Genomic DNA, 19,109 nt, shown 5'->3' on the forward strand with positions numbered 1-19,109 from the left:
ATCAGATGAAGATTAAAAAAAGACTGAAAGTATGGAAAAAAGCAATGCATATGGAACTAAGAGAGCACAGAAGCTCATTTGTTGTGTATGTGGTTCTTCGTATGCTGGTAATATTGATGATGGTGCTTCAGATATTTAATAAGAATTATGAAAATGTATTCTTGTGTATTCTGACATTATTACTGCTTTTTGTCCCAAGCTTTATACAGATTAATCTGAAAATAGAACTGCCTACTGCATTGGAAATTACGATATTAATCTTTATATTTGCAGCAGAAATCCTTGGAGAGATCCAGGCTTATTATATCAGGTTTCCGTTCTGGGATACCGCGCTGCATACGATCAACGGATTCCTGGCAGCGGCAATTGGGTTCGCACTGGTAGATATCCTGAACCGAAGTAAAAAATTCTCAATACAATTATCGCCAGTGTTCGTGGCAATTGTAGCATTCTGCTTTTCCATGACGATCGGCGTGTTGTGGGAATTCTTTGAATGTAGTATGGATCTTTTCTTTGGATTGGACATGCAGAAAGATACGATTGTACATAGTATTCACTCTGTGATGTTGGATCCGGCGGGAGCAAACACCCCAGTTGAAATTGACAATATCACGGATGTGGTAGTCAATGGACAGAGTCTGGGTCTTGGCGGTTATCTGGATATCGGACTTCTGGATACTATGAAAGATCTGTTCGTTAACTTTATTGGCGCAGTTGTATTTTCCACGATTGGTTATTTTTATGTGAAGAATCGTGGAAAGGGCAGATTCGCGAAACGCTTCATCCCCCGGCTCAAGTCTCAGGATGCTGATTTCCTGAAGCAGGTAGAGACGGAAGACGAAGAGTATGAAAAAAATCGCTTATCGGATCAGGAATTTCCGAATCAGACAGCTGATAATGCCAGCGGCGCAAAGCGGAAGTAATGTTGTGTGTAAAGTACCATATACCGCAAGTGCGCCTTGCACTCCCTGGAGTGGATCCGGAGATGTCGGAACGAATCCGTGAAATAAGTAAGCCAGGTAAGAACCTGCGAAGATCAATACAAAAGAGAACAGGCCTCGTCCTGTATCCTGACAGCGGCCCTTGCGGCCGCTTTTTTTACTGCCAAATAACACCATCAGAAAAGTGATAACCTCAAAAAGCAGTAAGAATAACGCAATCCCCGCATAAGCGCCTAAGATATAATTTTTGTCTGTAATAGCATGGAAAATATCTCCGTAGGCACTGTAATTATTCCAGAAATTTACAGTCAGTGTATATGTGATTATCGCGATTAAAATTAAAGTTGCTCCGCGAAGCAAAAGATTAACGGCTTTATAGATTATTTTTCCACCGATTTTAACAGCTTTTCCTGCAGGGGAGAGCAGATTCGGTACTCTGCGGCGCATTTTGCGCTTCTTCTTATCTTCTTCAGAAGAGTTTTCCTCCTCATCTTCATATTCATCATAATCATAATTTTCTTCCAGATAGTCAATGTCATCATCGTCATCTAATTCTGAGAGATTCGACAGAACATCCCTGTAATCGTCATCTTCATCTTCAAAAAAGTTTAGGTCGGGGAAATCTTCCTGATATATGACTTCGAAATCATCATCAAAAAAATCCTCGGTATCTTTCCTTACTGTGTTGCCATTTATACTCATATACTCAAACCCTCCTTAAACGATTTCTTATTGTAGTATGTTTAGTCAAAAGTCTCAAGGGATATCACAAAAAGTTCACGAAGACATAAGGTTTTCTTTAGAATTGTAGAAAAGAAAAAAACCGAAAACAGTGAAGTTTTCGGTTTTTTTTATAAAAATAATAGATGCGGAGAAAGGGACTTGAACCCTCACAGGATTGCTCCCACTAGAACCTGAATCTAGCGCGTCTGCCATTCCGCCATCTCCGCTAACAAAAAATATTCTATCACATAAAACATCATTTGGCAAATACTTTTTGTGTTTTTTTGAAAAAAATTGGCAGAACTATTTTCGGACTTCAATTCCGTTGACTTCCAGGTGGTCATCGATTGCAATGACCAGGCACATCCGGCCATCAATCTCGCGGGTCTCTACCAGGTCGGAGCGCTCTGGATTGACTTTTACGATCACGTCGGGTGTCTCAATCTGGAAGGTCTTGACACTGGCGATGTTGGATGCGAGTAAGGTGTTCTTGTCACCGACCATCTCCTGGAATTCTTCGTCGAAGGATTCCAGCTTTTCTTCTGGAACACCGCTTCTGGTGAGCAGATTCTTAACATCTGGTTTGGACAGTTCCAGAGGATCTGGGTTTTCTTTGCTTTCTTCCAGCATCTCGTTGAGATTGTCGTGGATGTTGCGGACGACTTCATAATCGCATTCATCACCCAGTGTATCACTGATGATAGTCTGGAAGGTGGTCTTCTGATCGCCGGCGGTCAGAGGAATGGTGCTCCCCAGTACATTGCTGATCAGTTCTGGCTGGAGATCTTCTGGTTTCTTGGTATAATACAGGATATTATGTACATCACTGGCGCGGTCCTGGAAGGCCGGGAACAGGAAGCCCTTGACTGGGGCTTCTACGATCCAGTCACGGATGCGGTCTTCGATATTATTGGTCAATGCGTTGTAGGTAAGACCTGCTTTTGTGAGATTGACCGGACAGATGCTGCACAGAATATGTTCGTAGACTGTATCAGAGGCATCGAACATCTCGGAACCATCGGTGGATTTGCCGGGAACATCGTAGACTGCATGAATCAGAATGATGTAATAATTCTCAGCGTAGATATAATTTTCAATAATCTTATCATAGAATTCTTCTACCAGAAGGTCGTCTTCCAGCTTACTGTCGCGCAGCTTAAGAAGGAATTCCTGTGTACCTCCGCCCAGCTCCTGCTCCAGTGGGAATTCCATATTAATGAGATTTTTCCCAAGGGTTCCGGACAAGGTGTGTTTAAAAATATCAAAGTATTTGAAAGCTTCTTCTTCTGGAAGGGATAAGAATGCTTTTTTTAGTTCGACTTTTTTCTCTTTCTCATGGTCCACATAACAGCCGCAGATTCGCGTGATTGCGCAGTTTTCCGGGGTGAATTGCTTGCGGATTTCCAGTACTTCTTTCTTATTCATAAGTTACACTCTCCCTTATATTCAGACTGTACCCAATCTTAGCATATTCGAGGAAAATTTACAAGATTATGAGAGAAGGGAAAAAGGTCCTGCCAGGACTTCGCGAGCTACATAGAGGGAGAAGTCTGGTCTTGTGGCAAGTGTCCATTTTATAAGGGATATCTGCATGCCTTCTATTTCAATACAGGTGATACAGCGTGGGTGGACACAGCTTCCGGTATTGTAGTAGGAACTGTCTTTCTGAAGCATTGGACGGTGAGTATGTCCGGTGATAAGGATACAGTTTCTTCGGAGCGCCCAGTCAGATAATGTATGCTCGATACGTTCTTTTTTTGTGTTGTTCTGGGCAACACTGGTAGGATCCAGGAAACCGACTTGTTCCAGTGGCTGCCAGACATACCGGACAAGGAAACGGGAGATGGGCCAGAGCACACTATTGAAGAAGTCTGCCTGATGACCGTGAGTCAGATAAAGATCTTTTCCGCCCTGAGTATGCTTTAGGATAAGGCCGGAATAGAACGTAATGCCTGGAAATAATTCTTCTTCCTGACAGGTGCTGCATGGGTAAGAGGAACAATGGCAGGAAGTAAAATGTGATGAGTTTTTTACGATATCATGGTTTCCATACAGTAGGAAAAGGCGGCCTGCGCAGTAGAAGCGAGACAACATCCAGAAGACATGATTGTGGATCGACTTTATGACGTCAAAGGAGCGATTTTCCCAGAGCTCATCGCCATCGCCCAGTTCAATATAAGTAAAACCATGGTCATAATAATATTGAAGTGCAGCAAGGCAGAGATTCTGATTCTTAAGAAAATTATCGTTATTAGTTCCACATCCCCGGTGGCAGTCACTGAACAGGACATAACGGGAGCATGTGGTCAGGGGTAAGGAGAGAGCGTGCAGAAATGCACGGTCTAATCGATGATAAGCACTCATATTATGAGCCCCTTTCATGCAAAAATAATCATTTTTTTATTGTATGCCCAAGAAGAGAAATTGGTCGTTGTAAACCATAGAAATCCCAAGTATAATAAAAGTAGATATATGTCAAAATAAGAAAAAGAGAGGGAAAAGAAATGGGAAGTATATTTGACATTTTGGGACCGGTAATGGTAGGTCCGTCCAGTTCTCACACAGCAGGAGCAGCGAGGATTGGCCTGATTGCCAGACAGCTTTTTGGAAGACAGCCCAAGAAGGCTACCGTATATCTGCATGGTTCGTTTGCCGCTACGGGGAAAGGGCATGGAACGGATCGGGCACTGATTGCAGGCTTGTTGGGAATGAAGCCTGACGATATGAGAATTCCGAATAGCTTTGAGATCGCAAGAGAAGAAGGCATGGAATTTACCATCGAGAACAAGGATATTAAAGAAGCACATCCGAATACTGCTCAGATTATTATGGAAGCAGAAGGTGTGAATACCATGAAGATTCAGGCATATTCTATCGGTGGCGGAAGAATTCGTGTATGTAAGCTGGATGGAATCGATGTGAACTTCAGTGGAGAGAGTAATACGCTGATCATTCGCAATGTGGACGAGCCGGGACGAATTAAGGAAGTTGCATCGGCATTAAGCAATGCAGAGATTAATATCGCAACGATGCAGGTGTTCCGTGATAAGCGTGGTGGTTTTGCTGTTATGGTAGTTGAGACGGATCAGGTTGTACCAAAAGAGGCAATCGATGATCTGGAGAGCAAGCAGGGAATTATCCGTGTGAAGTTCCTGAATGCAAATGGAGAGACGGAATAGGGAAAGAAAGGATTAGAAAGCGTATGTCATATCAATCTATGGAAGAGGCGCGCGTTAGATGCGAAAAGGAAGGAATTGAATTCTGGAAAGCGGTTCAGTTAGAAGATGCAGAAGAAAGAGGCGTTACGGAAGAAGATTCCTGGAAACAAATGAAACACATGTGGCAGGCAATGCTGGATGGGCTGGATGCCTATGAACCGGATGAATTGTCCAGAAGCCGCATGGTTGGAAGAGAAGGTGGGCTTATGGATGCCTACCGTGAAAAAGGGGATACCCTGTGTGGCGATTACATGGCAAAGGTAATGTCCAATGCTTTGAAGATGGGTTGCAATAATGCATGTATGAAGCGAATCGTTGCAGCACCGACTGCAGGAGCCTGTGGTGTACTTCCGGCTGTTCTTGTTACTTATTATCGGGAATATGATGTTCCGGAAGAGAAGATGATCGAAGCTATGTATGTGGCAGCGGGTGTGGGACAGATTATTGCAAATCGAGCATATCTGGCAGGCGCTTCCGGAGGATGTCAGGCTGAGATTGGCTCTGGCTCGGGAATGGCCGCAGCGGCTATCTGTTATGTAAAAGGCGGCAACACAGAGCAACAGGGACATGCCTGTGCAATGGCGCTGAAGAACCTGATGGGTCTGGTATGTGATCCGGTAGGCGGCCTGGTAGAGGTTCCATGTGTGAAGAGAAATGTCGGCGGTGCGGTCAATGCCATGGCAGCAGCAGACATGGCTCTGGCAGGTATCGAGAGCCAGATTCCGGTGGATCAGGTCATTGACGCTATGAAAGAAGTAGGAGATAAGATGGATGTAAGTCTCCGCGAAACTGGAGTCGGCGGAGTCGCAGGAAGTCCGAAGGCAGCAGAAGTTGTGGAACGACTGAATATGTAAAGCCTGAGGAAATATACTGGGAAGAGAATATTTGACAGAAATTAGAGAAATGCTCATGGACCTTTTGGGAACATGAGCATTTCTCGTCGTATTATTTGAATGAAGAGAAGCCTTCCGTAGTTTCTCTTCGGCACAGGATCGGAGTGATTACTTTATGGACTGGTTCGCCAATCGGTGCCGGTTTTCTTTTCTTTCTTTCTTTGATCTGCCCGTCTAATAGTTTCACTGCTTCAAAGGCGATCTTATCGATCTGCTGACCGACTGTACTGATTGGAATAATCGCCTCCCGGGAGATCGGAGAATTATCGAAGCCGACAAGGAGATAATCTTCCGGCAGAGTTCCGTATCTGCGAAAAAGAAGATTCAGAAAACCATTGGCGTGCGTATCATTGGAGATAAATACTCCTTTTTTCTTCCCGGCGTAGTCGCGCTCCAGTTCATCGATGATTTCCATGAGATATTGTTGGTCTTGTTCATATTGGTTGCCAAGATCTCTGATATAGATGCGGTGTTCCAGTCCTTTCTGTTCACAGATGTCAAGAAATCCCTGAATTCGCCGGTAAGCAGGGATCGACTCTGGAGTTGGAGAATTGACATGGATCAGGACATCACAATCATGCTTAGCCAGCAGACTGGTAGCCTGAATAGCCCCCATGTAGTTGTCCGTGTTAATACTGCTGATATATTGATTCTCACGCTCAATGGATACGAGTGGAATCTGTAAGTCGGCCAGTTCCTTAGAAGGAATGGTGTGGCTTAGGACAATTAGGCCCTCAATTTTGTAGGCGAGAAGCTCTTGGATATATTTTCGCTCGGCTTCTTCCGATTCGTTTCCAACAAAAACCAGAAACTTATAACCAAATGTTTCATAAGTAGACAGAATCTGATTGAGCATCTCTGAATAGTAGTTGAGATATAGGTTGGGAATAATGATACCAATGAACTCAGTATTCCCGTTTGCAAGAATCTTGGCTACTTTATTTTCCTTGTAATTTAATTTAACAAGCGCATCTGAGATAATCTGTTGATTTTCCAGAGTCAGAGAATCTGGATTGTTGAAATATCTGGAGATGGTCGTCTTGGAAAAATGTGTGTATTTTGCAATGTCATCAAATGTTACATTCTTTTTTGGTGCCATAAAACCGCTTCCTGTCCTTTGAAAATCTAATAATATCAGTATAGCAAAATCGAAAAAAAAGAGCAATGAGTAAGCGGTAAAGTAACCGGTTATGTGAAGAGTGTACAATGAAAGAAGACAGGAATCGTAGATATTTAACAAAAATTTTAGAAAGATAATTTTCACCATTGACGAGTCTATGGTGTGGTGTTATTATGAAACTACAAAGTAACCGGTTACTTTACCGGTTACACATATAAAGAAATTAAGAAATATAAGAATTCTAGGAGGAATAGTCATGAGAAAGAATCTTATTACAAGAGTCATTGCATTCGGGCTAGTGACAGCGTTGATGACAACAACACTGACCGGATGCAGATTCGGATTCGCCAGTGATCCGGATGACCCGAATGAGGTGGAGGAAGAAGAACCGATTGATATGTCGGTGGATACGTTTACGTATGATGCTTCTTTGGAAGGAACGGAGATTACGCTGTTGAATACGAAAGCCGAGATTCAGGAAGCATTAGAGAAGATGGGAGAGGTCTTCGAAGAAAAGTCTGGTGTGCATGTAGAAGTAATGCCGGTTACGGATGGAGATTCTCCGTACACGAAGGTGGTAAGCATGTATAATGCAGGAAGTGCTCCGACACTGGCAATTCTGGACACCACAGATGTAATTGCACTGGCGGAAGAGAAGGCGGCAGATCTGACGAACGAGCCGTGGGTCGCTGAAGCTGAAGATTATGTGACAAGAGTCAATGATAAGATCTATAGTTTTCCGTTGTGTATTGAGGGACGTGGATTGATCTACAACAAAGCAGTCATAGAAGATGCACTGGGTGAGGAATTCGATCCAGATTCTATTACAACGCTGGACGAATTTGAGGAGTTGTTGGATAGACTGGTCAAGGGTGGAATTGAAAAGCCAGTATCTCTTGCAAAGGAAGACTGGTCGCTGGGTGCTCACCACCTGCAATATGTCTATGAGACTTATGATGGAACCTCTGAGGGGGCGCAGGAATGTATTGAACAGATTAAGGATGGAGAAATCAATCTGACCAAATATGACCGCATGGCAGAATTCCTGGATATGTTCGATGTACTGAAGAAATACAATGTAGCAAAAGGTGATCCGCTGGGAGCAGATTACGATGAGATGGCAATCGATCTGGTGGATGGCAAGACGGCTATCTGGTTCAATGGAAACTGGGCATGGCCGAATATGGAAGAAGCAGGAGCAGAAGAAGACGACGAGTATGGATTTCTTCCGTATTTTATGAACAATGATGAAGATGACTTTGTAAATCAGAAGATTCAGGCTTCTCCTTCAAAGCAGGTGATGGTGGATGGACAGCAGGCGTCTGAGACGGAGCAGGCTGCAGCTAAGGAATTCCTGAACTGGATCGTATACAGTGAGATCGGGCAGCAGATGCTGGTGAAGACCTGTAGTATTATTCCGGCATTCCAGAATAATCCGTATGAGCCAAGTGACCCGCTGGCACGTGATATCTATGAGAAGGTTCACAATGACAGAGCATTCAATGCAGCGGCAATCGTACCGAATGACCATTGGTCTGTGCTGGGAGCTGCAATGCAGAAATATCTGGCTGGCAGAAGTGACAGGGAAGAATTTATCGAGTCTGTTGAAGACTATTGGGATGAACAGGAATAGAAGAGAGGGATAAGAGATGAGATCAAAAAATAATGGAAAAGATTTCTGTATGTTTGCATTGCCGGGAATGTTCTGCTTCTTTGCAGTCGTAATGGTTCCGTTTATCTATGGTATCTATCTGACTTTGACGGACTGGAATGGCGTGTCAAGCGAGAAGCATTTTATCGGACTTAAGAACTTTGCAGGTGTTATGAAGGATACACAGTTCTGGACATCACTGCTTCTGACATTCAAGTATGTGATTCTGGTAGTTGTGCTGGTCAATGTGATTGCATTTGCAATTGCATATTTATTGACAAGAGGAATCAAAGGACAGAACTTCTTCCGTGCAGGATTCTTCACACCGAACTTGATCGGTGGTATCGTATTAGGTTACATATGGCAGTTCGTATTTTCCAGAGTATTCGTAAGTATCGGAGAGACCACAGGCTGGAAGTTGTTCGAGGTATCCTGGCTGTCAGACCCGGCGAAAGCATTTGCGGCACTGGTATTGGTATCGGTATGGCAGCTGTCCGGCTATATGATCCTGATCTATGTGGCTGGCTTTATGGGACTGAATGAAGATGTTATGGAAGCAGCAAGCATTGATGGAGCATCCGGATGGGTCAAGATGAAGAATATTGTTATGCCGCTGATGATGTCGTCTGTGACGATCTGCCTGTTCCTGACATTGTCCCGCGCATTTATGGTATATGATCTGAACTTATCATTAACTGCCGGTGCACCATACGGAACGACAGAGATGGCAGCGATGCATGTATATGAAAAGGCATTTACATCCAGACAGTTTGGTGTCGGCCAGGCAGAGGCATTGATCTTATTTATCATTGTAGCATGTATTAGTGGTATTCAGGTATATCTGACAAAGAAACAGGAGGTAGAAGCATAATGAGCCGTACAACAATTGGTGGAAATAAGAAAAGAGTAACCAACATTCTCGCAATGACAGGCCTGATCATTATCTTTATTGCTTATATGTTCCCCTTTCTTATGGTGGTGATCAATTCGCTGAAACAGAAGCGAGATATCATTAAGAGCCCATTTTCATGGCTTTTTACAATCAAGGGATTGTCTTTTGATAACTTTGTCAAAGCGTTTACACAGATGGATTTCCTGAATGCATTCAAGAATTCGCTGATCGTAACGGCTTCCGCAACGGTGCTGGTAACTCTACTGGCAGCAATGCTTGCATATTATATCGTTCGACACAATAATGGAATCTCTAAGATTACATTTGCACTGATGGTAGCATCCATGATTATCCCGTTCCAGGCATTGATGATTCCATTGGTAAGTATCTACGGAGGTACACTGAACGTTCTGAATCACAGAATTACTTTGATCTTCCTGCATACAGGATTTTCTATGGCAATGTCCGTGTTCATGTTCCATGGATTTATCAAAGGAAATGTTCCGATTGCACTGGAAGAAGCAGCCTATATCGATGGCTGTACACACTCTCAGACATTTTTTAAGATTGTGCTGCCGCTGTTGAAGCCGATCATCTCAACAATGGTAATCTTGAATTCACTGGCGTTCTGGAACGACTTCCTGCTTCCGTCACTGGTATTGACAGATAAGAAATTATTGACATTGCCGTTGTCTACTTATAGTTTCTATGGAACCTATTCTGCAGACTATGGTACAATTATGGCTGGATTGTTACTGTGCGTAATTCCGATTCTGATTCTGTATGTAGCGCTTCAGAAGCAGATTATCGGTGGTGTAGTTGCGGGTGCAGTAAAATAGAATTGACAGAATAAAGGACTGAATAAATATGACAAAACAAGAATTGCATTTAAGAGCTCCGGGTAACTGGATCAATGATCCGAATGGATTCATCTATTCTAAAGGCAGATATCATCTGTTCTATCAATTTTTTCCGTATGCTCCGGTATGGGGGACCATGCACTGGGGGCATGCGGTGAGCGATGACCTGATTCATTGGGAGCATCTGGGTGTAGCATTATTTCCGACGAAGGATTATGACCAGAATGGTGTCTTTTCGGGAAGCGCGCTTGAGAAAGACGGAGAGATGTACCTGTATTATTCGGCAGTAAAATATCTGGAATCAGACCGTGAGAATATTCATATGGCGAAGGATAACCGCTTTGAAACCAGCCAGGCGATGGTAATCTCGAAGGATGGGATACATTTTGACAACTGGAAAGATAAAAAGCAGATTATTCCGGTGAACCAGAATGAAGATCAGGCACATCCGACGCATACCAGAGACCCAAAGGTGTGGAAAGATGGCGATACCTATTACATGGTACTTGGAAGCACTTATCGGGAAGAGGTTGGAAGAGCAGTCTTTTATACGAGCCATGACGGCATCAACTGGAAGTTTAAAAATCAGGTTCAGGATAAACGCTTTGGCAGGATTCTGGAATGCCCGGATATATTCGAGGTAGATGGAGTGCATGTGTTTGAAGGATCTGCCATGTATATAGCAGATGGGTCCTGTGGTTATGAGAACCATGCAATCTGTGCTACGGCAGAATTCGACCGGGAACAGTGCAATCTTCGATTGACTGGAGAAGTACAGTATGTAGACTATGGAATGGATCTCTATGCACCACAGACGAATCTGGATCACGAAGGCCGAAGAGTCATGATTGCCTGGATGCGTATGCCGCAGCCGGTTACAGAGGCTGAAGGAATTAAATGGAATGGTATGATGTGTCTGCCACGTGTGGTTGAAGTGGAGAACGGGCATGTCTGTTACAGGGTGCACCCTGAAGTAAGGAAGTATTTTAACGAAGTGGCAGCATCTTCACAAGAGTGGAATCCGTTGGAGCCATTTTGCATAAAAGTATGTCTGGAAGAAGGAGAGAAGCTCAACATTGGTGGTTATCAGATTCAAAGGTGTGACAGGCGTATTCTGACGGATCGGAGTAAAGTCTTTGCAGATCTGAAAGAGTATGCATTGACAGCAAAGAGTCCAAAAGTTTCTGGTGAATGTAGGCTGGAGATCTTCGTGGATAGAAATCTGGTTGAAATATATATCAACGATGGGGAATATGTTATCAGCCAGGTAGTATATGGCCTGACAGACATTATAGAAGTAGAAACCGATAAGAATAATATTACATATCTGCGCCATAATTCTGACAGATAAGGAGTCACTATGGTGTTAGATATGATGGAACGAGATGTAAGCAGGAAATAAAATGGAAGATAAAGATTATAAACGAAGAATGCAGCTCCATGGACAGGAGCTATATGAAAAATACATGTCGTTGTACCAGGATGACCGTAGCTATGAAGAGTTGTTTCTATCGATGGAGTCATTTTTTAAAAACAGATCCCCAGAATTGAAGGAACTGGATAGCAAAAGAGAAAAGAATCCGTTTTGGTTCAGAGATAAAAATATGCTGGGAATGACCATGTATCCGAATCTATTTGCAGGTAATCTGAAGGGACTGATCCAGAACCTGGATTATCTGTCAGAGCAGAAGATTACATATCTGCATCTGATGCCGCTTTTGAAGATGCCACATCCATATAACGACGGAGGATATGCAATAGAAGACTTTCGAACGGTTGACCCGGAGATTGGTACGAATGAGGACCTGGAAGAACTTACAAAAGCATTGCGGGAGAGGGGAATCAGTCTTTGTCTTGACTTTGTCATGAATCATACGGCGGATACACATGAGTGGGCAATGCGCGCCAAGGCAGGAGAATGGGAATATATGCAACGTTATCAGTGTTATGACAACTATGATATTCCATCAAGATTCGAGCAGACGATGCCTCAGGTATTTCCGACTACGGCACCGGGGAATTTTACCTGGTGTGAAGAGATGCGAAGATTTGTACTGACTACATTTTACCCATATCAGTGGGATCTGAATTACCACAATCCAAAAGTGTTTAATGAGATGGTGGGAAATATCCTGTATCTGGCGAATATGGGTGTGGAGATCTTTCGAATCGATGCAGTCCCGTATATCTGGAAAGAACTTGGAACAAACTGCAGGAATCTGCCACAGGTGCATACCATTGTGCGGATGATTCGAATGATTCTGGAGATTGTATGTCCGGGAGTTATCCTAAAAGGTGAGGTCGTTATGGCGCCGAAAGAGTTGCCGGTATACTTCGGTACGAAGGAAGAACCGGAATGCCATATGCTGTATGGAGTATCCAGTATGGTCAATCTGTGGGCGGCCCTGGCTACACAGGACACCAGACTTTTGAAACATCAGATGGATGTCATTCACAGTCTCCCTGATAATTGTTATTTCGTCAATTATCTGCGCTGTCATGATGATATCGGATGGGGACTGGATGAAGAACAGGAAAGAAATCTCCAGATTGATCCATTAAGACATAAGGAGTATCTGTACCGGTTCTTCGAAGGGACGTTCCCAGATAGTTTTGCAAGAGGTGAACTGTATAATTATGATCCGATTAGCCTGGATGCCAGAAGTTGTGGGACAACTGCAAGTCTGTGCGGAATCGAAAAGGGCGGATTCGAAGGGGATGACTGGCAGAAAGAGCAAGGCATTCAGAGGGTCTTGATGATGCATGCAGCATGTATGAGCCTGAAGGGATTTATGATGCTCTCATCCGGAGATGAGATTGGCCAAGTCAACGATTATGGATATAAGAACAATCCGGATGTTGCCGCAGACAGTCGTTATCTGCATAGAAGCCCTTTTAACTGGGAGAATGCAGAACTTCGCAGGAAAAAGGGAACTGTCCAGAATGAAATCTGGAGAGGGCTTAAGAAGATGGAACAGATACGAAGACAGAATCCATGCTTTCGCAATGAAGCTAATGTGACAACATGGGATACCTGTCAGATGTCGGTATTTGCCATACGGAGAACTTTCAAAGAAAAAGAACTGATCTGTATTGCCAATTTTTCAGGGGAAGGTAAGATGGCATGTCTTCCGACTCTTGATGCACAGTATGAAGACCTCTTTCGTAAAGAAAGAGTGAGCATGCAGTCAGTATGGATGGCACCTTACCAGTATCGCTGGTGTGTCAGAAAAAGTGAATAAAGGGAAGTAGCTATCTAGGTTTTTTTGTGCGTTCGTATTCTTTTAAAGCGTCGATTGCCTGGCGTGATAATGGAATCAATGCAATCATATTAAAGATGGTCATCATCCCGATTCCAACATCTCCCAGATCCCAGACGAAGGTGTATGCAGCCAGTCCGCCGATGAACAGCATGATCAGTGCAAGGACTTTATACAATGTCTGTGACAGCCAGTTATCGCCAAACAGGTAGGCAACATTTGATCTGGCATAGAACAGTACACCGATAAAAGTCGAGAAACTGAAGAGCCACAGAGTGGCAGCAATGAATATCACTCCGAATTCTCCAAGATGATAGCGCATTGCCTCCTGAAGAAGATCCATGCCCACAAGCCCTTCGGTGAGTGCGGATGGAGTCAGAAGCATGATCATTGCGGAACAGCTGCAGATAACGATGGTGTCGATAAAGACACCGAATGCCTGCAAGAGTCCTTCCTTGACAGGATGGTTGATATCAGCAGCGGCGGCCGCGCATGGCGCTGATCCAGAACCTGCTTCATTGGAGAACAGTCCGCGCTTTACACCGTTCATCAACACAGCACCGAAACCTCCGGCTGCGACTTGACGCAATCCGAATGCTTCTGAGAATATCTGCTGGAAAACGGAAGGAAGCAAGGTTATATTTTTTGCGATAATAAATATCGTAACGAAGAAATAGAGCCCTGCCATAATCGGTACGATAATATCCAGCACTTTTACGGTCGCGTTTTTGCGAAGTACAATAATTGCGGCAATAAGGACGAGTAGAATCGTCGTATAGAGTGGTGGAATATGAAAGGCATTTTCAAACGCCGAAGAAACGGAATTCCCAATGACCTGGCTGATGCCACACCAGCAGATCAGACCAGAGATTGCGAATAAAATGGCGATAACAGAATGCCTGCGGGTGCTGTCTTTTTTGATAAATAAATGGTGGATATAGTAGGCAGGACCACCGCGATATCCGCCATATAAGGGATCCTTTTCTTTGTAAAGCTGTGCCAGGGTTGCCTCAACGAATGCTGTAGAGGAACCAAGAAGAGCTGTCACCCACATCCAGAAGACGGCACCGGCGCCACCTGCGGATATTGCAGCTACCACACCGACCAGATTCCCCATACCGACACGGGTCGCAGTGGAGATAATCAATGCCTGCAGTCCAGAGATGGAATCCTTCTGAGAAGATGCCTTTTTTTCAATTGTAACTTTCATCATATCCGGGAAAAGGCGGACAGGAAGAAACCGGGTCCGGATAGTAAAGTAGATGCCGGATGGAATCAATATCAGTACTAACAGGGAAATCCCCACGGAACTGCCGCCGGGTAATGGAATGGTAATGAGATCGCCCCATAAAAGTTGATAGATGAAATGGAAGATGGTCATTGCCATAATAGGTCTCCTTTGTTAATAATATAATAAAATGTATAAGAAATAGTGCCCAGCTTATAGCTGGGCGCTATGATTATGAATCAAAATCTGATATCGCTGTTAAAGTCTTGCATTGTTCTCGCGCATAAATTTGTATTCTGCAACAGAACGATCAAAGCCTTCGATATGTACATAAAGCCATTCAACGACCTTTTCCTGAACCTTTGCTACAAAAGCTGGAGATGGACCTTCCTCTTCCTGAAGCATATCCTGAAGATCAGCGATCGTCTGCTTGAAAGCATCATGCTGAGCTTTATGCTTATCGTAGCCTGGATATTCAATCTCTCTCTGAAGTGCTTCCTCTGCGGAGAAATGATATTCTGTATATTCTTCCAAGAAGTCCAGAGTCTTTACTGCGACTAATTTATCATTGCTCTGTTCGCAACTTTTCAGAACGTCATTAATCTTAGAGATCAGTTCTTTGTGCTGAGAATCAATCATCTCATTACCGGTTATTAGGTTGTCACTAAATTCTGCATACATAATGCACGCCTCCTGTCTAATCATTTGATAAAATTATAACATGATAAGGAACAATTAACAACGCTATCAGAAAGAAAAACCAAATTTATATTTTTATCAACATTTCATCCAGTGTTGTCCTCTGGTCAGAGGTGAAAGGATGTGCTAAGATAATATATAAGACGAAGGAGGAGAATTATGGATACTGTCAGATTAGGAAGAACGAATATTGTGGTAAATAAGAATGGATTTGGGGCGCTGCCGATTCAGCGGATCAGTAAGGAAGATGCAGCGAAGATTTTGCAAAAAGCGTATGAGAACGGAGTGCGGCTGTTTGACACCGCTCGGATGTATACCGACAGTGAAGAGAAGATTGGGTATGCACTGTCGGATGTGCGGAAAGATATCTTTATTACGACCAAGACAATGGCTAAGGATGCGGAAGGCTTCTGGAAGGATCTTGAGGAATCTTTGAAACAGCTGCAGACTGATTATATAGATGTATATCAGTTTCATAATCCGGCATTCTGTCCGAAACCGGGTGGAGAAGATGGGTTATATGATGCAATGCTGGAAGCGAAAAAGCAGGGAAAGATCCGATTCATCGGAATTACGAACCATCGTCTTGCGGTGGCCCAGGAAGCAATAGACAGTGGTCTCTATGACACATTGCAGTTTCCGTTCAGCTATCTGAGTTCAGAACAGGAACTGAATCTTGTAGAGCAGTGTAAAGAGAAGGATATGGGATTTCTGGCGATGAAAGCTCTGGCTGGAGGGCTGATCAATCATTCAGAGATGGCTTATGCATATATGAATCAATATGATAACGTCCTTCCAATCTGGGGAATCCAGAGAGAACGTGAATTGGATGAGTTCTTATCCTACCAGGACAATCCACCGAAGATGGAAGGAGAGATTGCAGAGAGGATTGCAAGAGATAAGCAGGAGCTGCAGGGGGAATTCTGCCGGGGCTGCGGATATTGTATGCCATGTCCGGCAGGAATCGAGATCAATAACTGTGCAAGAATGTCACTTCTTCTTCGGCGCGCGCCATCGGCTGCATATCTGGGAGAGGAGACACAGGAGAAGATGAAGAAGATTGAAGGGTGTCTGGAGTGTGGACAGTGCAAGTCCAAATGCCCGTATGGACTGAATACACCGGAACTTCTGAAGAAGAATTACAAAGATTATCAGGAGGTTATGGCCGGAAAGGCAATCTAAAGTACGAAAGAGGTGGGCTGTGAAAAAGGGAAAATCGGTTCTTATTGTGTGTGCTTTCCTTATGACTCTGATCAGCTTTTGCACCATGACAGGAAAGGCGGCTGAATCAAGTACATATTCGCATGCAGTTGGAGCCAGTGTGGTCTCATCGGCAATAGATATGGTTGTTCATGAACCGGAACCAAGATTAAAGAAGGAATTAGAAGATAAAACGGAGGCAATTGAAGCAGAAGGTTATAATGTCAGCTTCTGGATGTATGATCTGAACAGTGGTCAGGGTTTTAGTTATCGCGAGACAAAGACCTATTATTCTGCCAGCACCATCAAAGGGCCTTATGTAGTCTGTCTGGCACAGGAAGTGCCGTCTTGCCTGGATGAGCAGCGCTCTGTGATAGAGGAGACCATTCATATATCCAGTAATGATGGATATAAAGTGCTGTGGAATACTTATGGAAAAGAAGTGTTTCAAAAATGGATGGAAAAAGCCGGGTGTAGTGATATAGAGTTCATCGATAAGTGGGCAGATATCACAGCGAGAGAATTGGGACTTTTGTGGGTGCAAATGTATGATTACTTTATGAGTGATACGGAAGATTCCCGGTGGCTTGCATCTGTTTTTACAGATACTTTGAATTCATGTATCTATGACACATTAGGAGATACGTATACGGTATATTCCAAGGCAGGCTGGATCAATTCCAGTGATTATTATATGGTACAGAATGATGCGGGAATTGTGATGGCAGATGAACATCCATATGTAATGGTCGTATTGAGTAATGCATGTGAGCGTATAGACTTGTTGGATCCATTGATCGATACATTGGATGATATACATACATATATGGTAAATGATTGAGGAGGTTATATGAGTATTCTGAATGTGGAACATTTATCGCACGGTTTTGGTAATCGTGCGATTTTTGAAGATGTCTCTTTCCGCTTGTTAAAGGGAGAGCACATCGGTCTGGTTGGAGCAAATGGCGAGGGGAAATCTACCTTTATGAACATTATCACCGGGAAGCTTATGCCGGATGAAGGCAAGATTGAATGGGCGAAGAACGTGAAGGTCGGGTATCTGGATCAGCACGCAGTCCTTACAGAAGGCATGACCATAGGATCCGTTCTCAGAAGTGCCTTTGATTCTTTGTTTGATATGGAAGCGCGGATGAATGAGATCTGTGATAAGATGGGAGATGCAGATGAACAGCAGATGGAAGCCTATATGGAGGAACTGGGAGTCATTCAGGATCTGCTCACTAATCGGGACTTCTATCTGATAGATTCGAAAGTAGAAGAAGTTGCAAGAGCGCTGGGACTTCTGGAACTCGGACTGGAGCGGGATGTAACTGATCTTTCAGGCGGGCAGCGGACCAAAGTTCTTCTGGGCAAATTACTTCTTGAAAAGCCAGATATCTTATTGTTGGATGAGCCCACCAATTATCTGGATGTGGAACATATCACCTGGTTGAAGCGATATCTGCAGGACTATGAGAACGCATTTATTCTGATATCTCATGATATTCCTTTTTTGAACAGCGTCATTAATCTCATCTACCATATGGATAATCTGCAGCTTACACGTTATGTAGGAGATTATGATAAATTTCAGGAAGTCTACGCAATGAAGAAAGCACAGCTTGAGGCAGCCTATAACCGTCAGCAGAAAGAGATTGCGGAGCTTAAAGACTTTGTGGCAAGAAATAAGGCACGTGTCGCGACCAGAAATATGGCAATGTCCCGTCAGAAAAAGCTGGATAAGATGGACATCATTGAACTTGCAGCCGAGAAGCCGAAACCAGAATTCAACTTTAAGGTCGCAAGGACGCCGGGCAGATATATCTTCACAACCAAAGATTTGGTGATTGGATATGATGATCCCCTGTCTTCACCTCTGAATCTGGAGATGGAAAGAGGAAGTAAAATTGTATTGACCGGTGCAAATGGGATCGGAAAGACCACGCTTCTTAAGAGTATTCTGGGACTGATCGATCCGCTTGAAGGTTCGGTAGAGCAGGGAGATTATCTGGAAATCGGATACTTCGAGCAGGAGATGCCGCCGGATATCGAGACTACTTGCCTGGAAGAGATCTGGAACGAATTCCCAGGATTCACCCAATACGAAGCACGTTCTGCCCTTGCAAAATGTGGTCTGACCACGAATCATATCGAAAGTAAAGTAAAGGTGCTTTCAGGAGGCGAACAGGCGAAGGTTCGGCTGTGTAAGCTGATCAACCGCCCGTCCAATATTCTGGTGTTGGATGAGCCGACGAATCATCTGGACGTAATGGCAAAAGATGAGCTGAAAAGAGCACTGATTGATTATAAAGGAAGTATTCTTATGGTGTGCCACGAACCAGAATTTTATGATGGAATTGCGACAGACGTATGGGATTGTACGAAATGGACCACGAGACTGGTATAAATATGTTCAAAACTTAC

At 43.7% G+C, this 19,109-nt stretch carries 17 protein-coding genes and 1 tRNA gene; 11 read left to right on the top strand and 7 right to left on the bottom strand.

The features are described from left to right. The first annotated feature begins 5 nt into the window (after positions 1-5). Positions 6-923: a hypothetical protein gene (locus ACQRBH_RS01795; protein ID WP_235232320.1), complete on the top strand. Its 918-nt coding sequence runs from the start codon at positions 6-8 to the stop codon at positions 921-923. Here ACQRBH_RS01795 and ACQRBH_RS01800 read toward each other — a convergent pair. From ACQRBH_RS01800 to ACQRBH_RS01815, 4 genes are all read right to left on the bottom strand, one after another. Beyond that, positions 861-1,643: a hypothetical protein gene (locus ACQRBH_RS01800; protein WP_427760774.1), complete on the bottom strand. Its 783-nt coding sequence runs from the start codon at positions 1,641-1,643 to the stop codon at positions 861-863. The two genes, ACQRBH_RS01795 and ACQRBH_RS01800, sit on opposite strands and share 63 nt — an antisense overlap. Before the next feature lie 165 nt (positions 1,644-1,808). Next, positions 1,809-1,891, bottom strand: a tRNA-Leu gene (locus ACQRBH_RS01805). Between the two features lie 76 nt (positions 1,892-1,967). After that, a complete protein-coding gene (locus ACQRBH_RS01810; RefSeq protein ID WP_427760775.1) occupies positions 1,968-3,089 on the bottom strand; it encodes a DUF4317 domain-containing protein in 1,122 nt (373 codons plus the stop codon). Between the two features lie 66 nt (positions 3,090-3,155). Then, on the bottom strand, positions 3,156-4,028 hold the full coding sequence (locus tag ACQRBH_RS01815) for a serine/threonine protein phosphatase (protein ID WP_427760776.1): 873 nt from the start codon (positions 4,026-4,028) through the stop codon (positions 3,156-3,158). A gap of 140 nt (positions 4,029-4,168) precedes the next feature. Between ACQRBH_RS01815 and sdaAB the strand changes: the two genes are divergently transcribed. Then, positions 4,169-4,843 (top strand): L-serine ammonia-lyase, iron-sulfur-dependent subunit beta, encoded by a 675-nt coding sequence (gene sdaAB / locus ACQRBH_RS01820; protein ID WP_235232317.1) that lies wholly within the window; start codon positions 4,169-4,171, stop codon positions 4,841-4,843. A gap of 23 nt (positions 4,844-4,866) precedes the next feature. Next, the gene (gene sdaAA, locus ACQRBH_RS01825) at positions 4,867-5,736 is read left to right on the top strand and encodes an L-serine ammonia-lyase, iron-sulfur-dependent, subunit alpha (protein WP_427742967.1); all 870 of its coding nucleotides are present in this window, start codon (positions 4,867-4,869) and stop codon (positions 5,734-5,736) included. 91 nt (positions 5,737-5,827) lie between these two features. Here the strand turns inward: sdaAA and ACQRBH_RS01830 are convergent, their stop codons facing one another. Beyond that, positions 5,828-6,874 carry a LacI family DNA-binding transcriptional regulator gene (locus tag ACQRBH_RS01830; RefSeq protein WP_235232315.1) on the bottom strand — a complete coding sequence of 349 codons (1,047 nt, stop codon included), beginning with the start codon at positions 6,872-6,874 and terminating at the stop codon, positions 5,828-5,830. A 277-nt stretch (positions 6,875-7,151) separates the two neighbouring features. Between ACQRBH_RS01830 and ACQRBH_RS01835 the strand changes: the two genes are divergently transcribed. Genes ACQRBH_RS01835 through ACQRBH_RS01855 form a run of 5 tightly spaced genes read left to right on the top strand, consistent with a single transcriptional unit; the run spans position 7,152 to position 13,540 of the window. Next, a complete protein-coding gene (locus ACQRBH_RS01835; RefSeq protein ID WP_347375705.1) occupies positions 7,152-8,528 on the top strand; it encodes an ABC transporter substrate-binding protein in 1,377 nt (458 codons plus the stop codon). A gap of 16 nt (positions 8,529-8,544) precedes the next feature. Further along, positions 8,545-9,417: a sugar ABC transporter permease gene (locus tag ACQRBH_RS01840; protein WP_347375706.1), complete on the top strand. Its 873-nt coding sequence runs from the start codon at positions 8,545-8,547 to the stop codon at positions 9,415-9,417. Beyond that, positions 9,417-10,277, top strand: coding sequence for a carbohydrate ABC transporter permease (locus tag ACQRBH_RS01845; RefSeq protein ID WP_235232312.1), 861 nt, complete (start codon positions 9,417-9,419; stop codon positions 10,275-10,277). Before ACQRBH_RS01840 ends, ACQRBH_RS01845 begins: the two co-directional genes overlap by 1 nt. Before the next feature lie 28 nt (positions 10,278-10,305). Then, a complete protein-coding gene (locus tag ACQRBH_RS01850) occupies positions 10,306-11,649 on the top strand; it encodes a glycoside hydrolase family 32 protein (RefSeq protein WP_427742965.1) in 1,344 nt (447 codons plus the stop codon). A gap of 52 nt (positions 11,650-11,701) precedes the next feature. Next, positions 11,702-13,540, top strand: coding sequence for an alpha-amylase family protein (locus ACQRBH_RS01855; RefSeq protein ID WP_235232310.1), 1,839 nt, complete (start codon positions 11,702-11,704; stop codon positions 13,538-13,540). Between the two features lie 10 nt (positions 13,541-13,550). Here the strand turns inward: ACQRBH_RS01855 and ACQRBH_RS01860 are convergent, their stop codons facing one another. Together ACQRBH_RS01860 and ACQRBH_RS01865 are read right to left on the bottom strand one after the other, a co-directional pair. Then, positions 13,551-14,945, bottom strand: a complete 1,395-nt coding sequence (locus ACQRBH_RS01860; protein WP_427760777.1) for an alanine/glycine:cation symporter family protein — start codon at positions 14,943-14,945, stop codon at positions 13,551-13,553. A gap of 99 nt (positions 14,946-15,044) precedes the next feature. After that, positions 15,045-15,467, bottom strand: coding sequence for a bacteriohemerythrin (locus tag ACQRBH_RS01865; RefSeq protein WP_235232308.1), 423 nt, complete (start codon positions 15,465-15,467; stop codon positions 15,045-15,047). A 177-nt stretch (positions 15,468-15,644) separates the two neighbouring features. Between ACQRBH_RS01865 and ACQRBH_RS01870 the strand changes: the two genes are divergently transcribed. The 3 genes from ACQRBH_RS01870 to ACQRBH_RS01880 are packed head-to-tail and all read left to right on the top strand — an operon-like array spanning position 15,645 to position 19,092. Further along, positions 15,645-16,667 carry an aldo/keto reductase gene (locus tag ACQRBH_RS01870; RefSeq protein WP_427760778.1) on the top strand — a complete coding sequence of 341 codons (1,023 nt, stop codon included), beginning with the start codon at positions 15,645-15,647 and terminating at the stop codon, positions 16,665-16,667. 19 nt (positions 16,668-16,686) lie between these two features. Continuing rightward, positions 16,687-17,526 (top strand): serine hydrolase, encoded by an 840-nt coding sequence (locus ACQRBH_RS01875; RefSeq protein ID WP_427760779.1) that lies wholly within the window; start codon positions 16,687-16,689, stop codon positions 17,524-17,526. A 9-nt stretch (positions 17,527-17,535) separates the two neighbouring features. After that, complete coding sequence (locus tag ACQRBH_RS01880) at positions 17,536-19,092, top strand: ABC-F family ATP-binding cassette domain-containing protein (RefSeq protein ID WP_427742961.1); 1,557 nt, start codon at positions 17,536-17,538, stop codon at positions 19,090-19,092. Positions 19,093-19,109: the final 17 nt, after the last annotated feature.

Source organism: Bariatricus sp. SGI.161 (assembly GCF_050313695.1).
GTDB lineage: Bacteria > Bacillota > Clostridia > Lachnospirales > Lachnospiraceae > JAFBIX01.

What these genes read in the sequence shown, in the direction of transcription:
- ACQRBH_RS01795 (WP_235232320.1), top strand. Translation starts at nt 6, where the DNA reads ATGAAGATTAAAAAAAGACTGAAAGTATGGAAAAAAGCAATGCATATG.
- ACQRBH_RS01800 (WP_427760774.1), bottom strand. Translation starts at nt 1,643, where the DNA reads ATGAGTATAAATGGCAACACAGTAAGGAAAGATACCGAGGATTTTTTT.
- ACQRBH_RS01810 (WP_427760775.1), bottom strand. Translation starts at nt 3,089, where the DNA reads ATGAATAAGAAAGAAGTACTGGAAATCCGCAAGCAATTCACCCCGGAA.
- ACQRBH_RS01815 (WP_427760776.1), bottom strand. Translation starts at nt 4,028, where the DNA reads ATGAGTGCTTATCATCGATTAGACCGTGCATTTCTGCACGCTCTCTCC.
- sdaAB (WP_235232317.1), top strand. Translation starts at nt 4,169, where the DNA reads ATGGGAAGTATATTTGACATTTTGGGACCGGTAATGGTAGGTCCGTCC.
- sdaAA (WP_427742967.1), top strand. Translation starts at nt 4,867, where the DNA reads ATGTCATATCAATCTATGGAAGAGGCGCGCGTTAGATGCGAAAAGGAA.
- ACQRBH_RS01830 (WP_235232315.1), bottom strand. Translation starts at nt 6,874, where the DNA reads ATGGCACCAAAAAAGAATGTAACATTTGATGACATTGCAAAATACACA.
- ACQRBH_RS01835 (WP_347375705.1), top strand. Translation starts at nt 7,152, where the DNA reads ATGAGAAAGAATCTTATTACAAGAGTCATTGCATTCGGGCTAGTGACA.
- ACQRBH_RS01840 (WP_347375706.1), top strand. Translation starts at nt 8,545, where the DNA reads ATGAGATCAAAAAATAATGGAAAAGATTTCTGTATGTTTGCATTGCCG.
- ACQRBH_RS01845 (WP_235232312.1), top strand. Translation starts at nt 9,417, where the DNA reads ATGAGCCGTACAACAATTGGTGGAAATAAGAAAAGAGTAACCAACATT.
- ACQRBH_RS01850 (WP_427742965.1), top strand. Translation starts at nt 10,306, where the DNA reads ATGACAAAACAAGAATTGCATTTAAGAGCTCCGGGTAACTGGATCAAT.
- ACQRBH_RS01855 (WP_235232310.1), top strand. Translation starts at nt 11,702, where the DNA reads ATGGAAGATAAAGATTATAAACGAAGAATGCAGCTCCATGGACAGGAG.
- ACQRBH_RS01860 (WP_427760777.1), bottom strand. Translation starts at nt 14,945, where the DNA reads ATGGCAATGACCATCTTCCATTTCATCTATCAACTTTTATGGGGCGAT.
- ACQRBH_RS01865 (WP_235232308.1), bottom strand. Translation starts at nt 15,467, where the DNA reads ATGTATGCAGAATTTAGTGACAACCTAATAACCGGTAATGAGATGATT.
- ACQRBH_RS01870 (WP_427760778.1), top strand. Translation starts at nt 15,645, where the DNA reads ATGGATACTGTCAGATTAGGAAGAACGAATATTGTGGTAAATAAGAAT.
- ACQRBH_RS01880 (WP_427742961.1), top strand. Translation starts at nt 17,536, where the DNA reads ATGAGTATTCTGAATGTGGAACATTTATCGCACGGTTTTGGTAATCGT.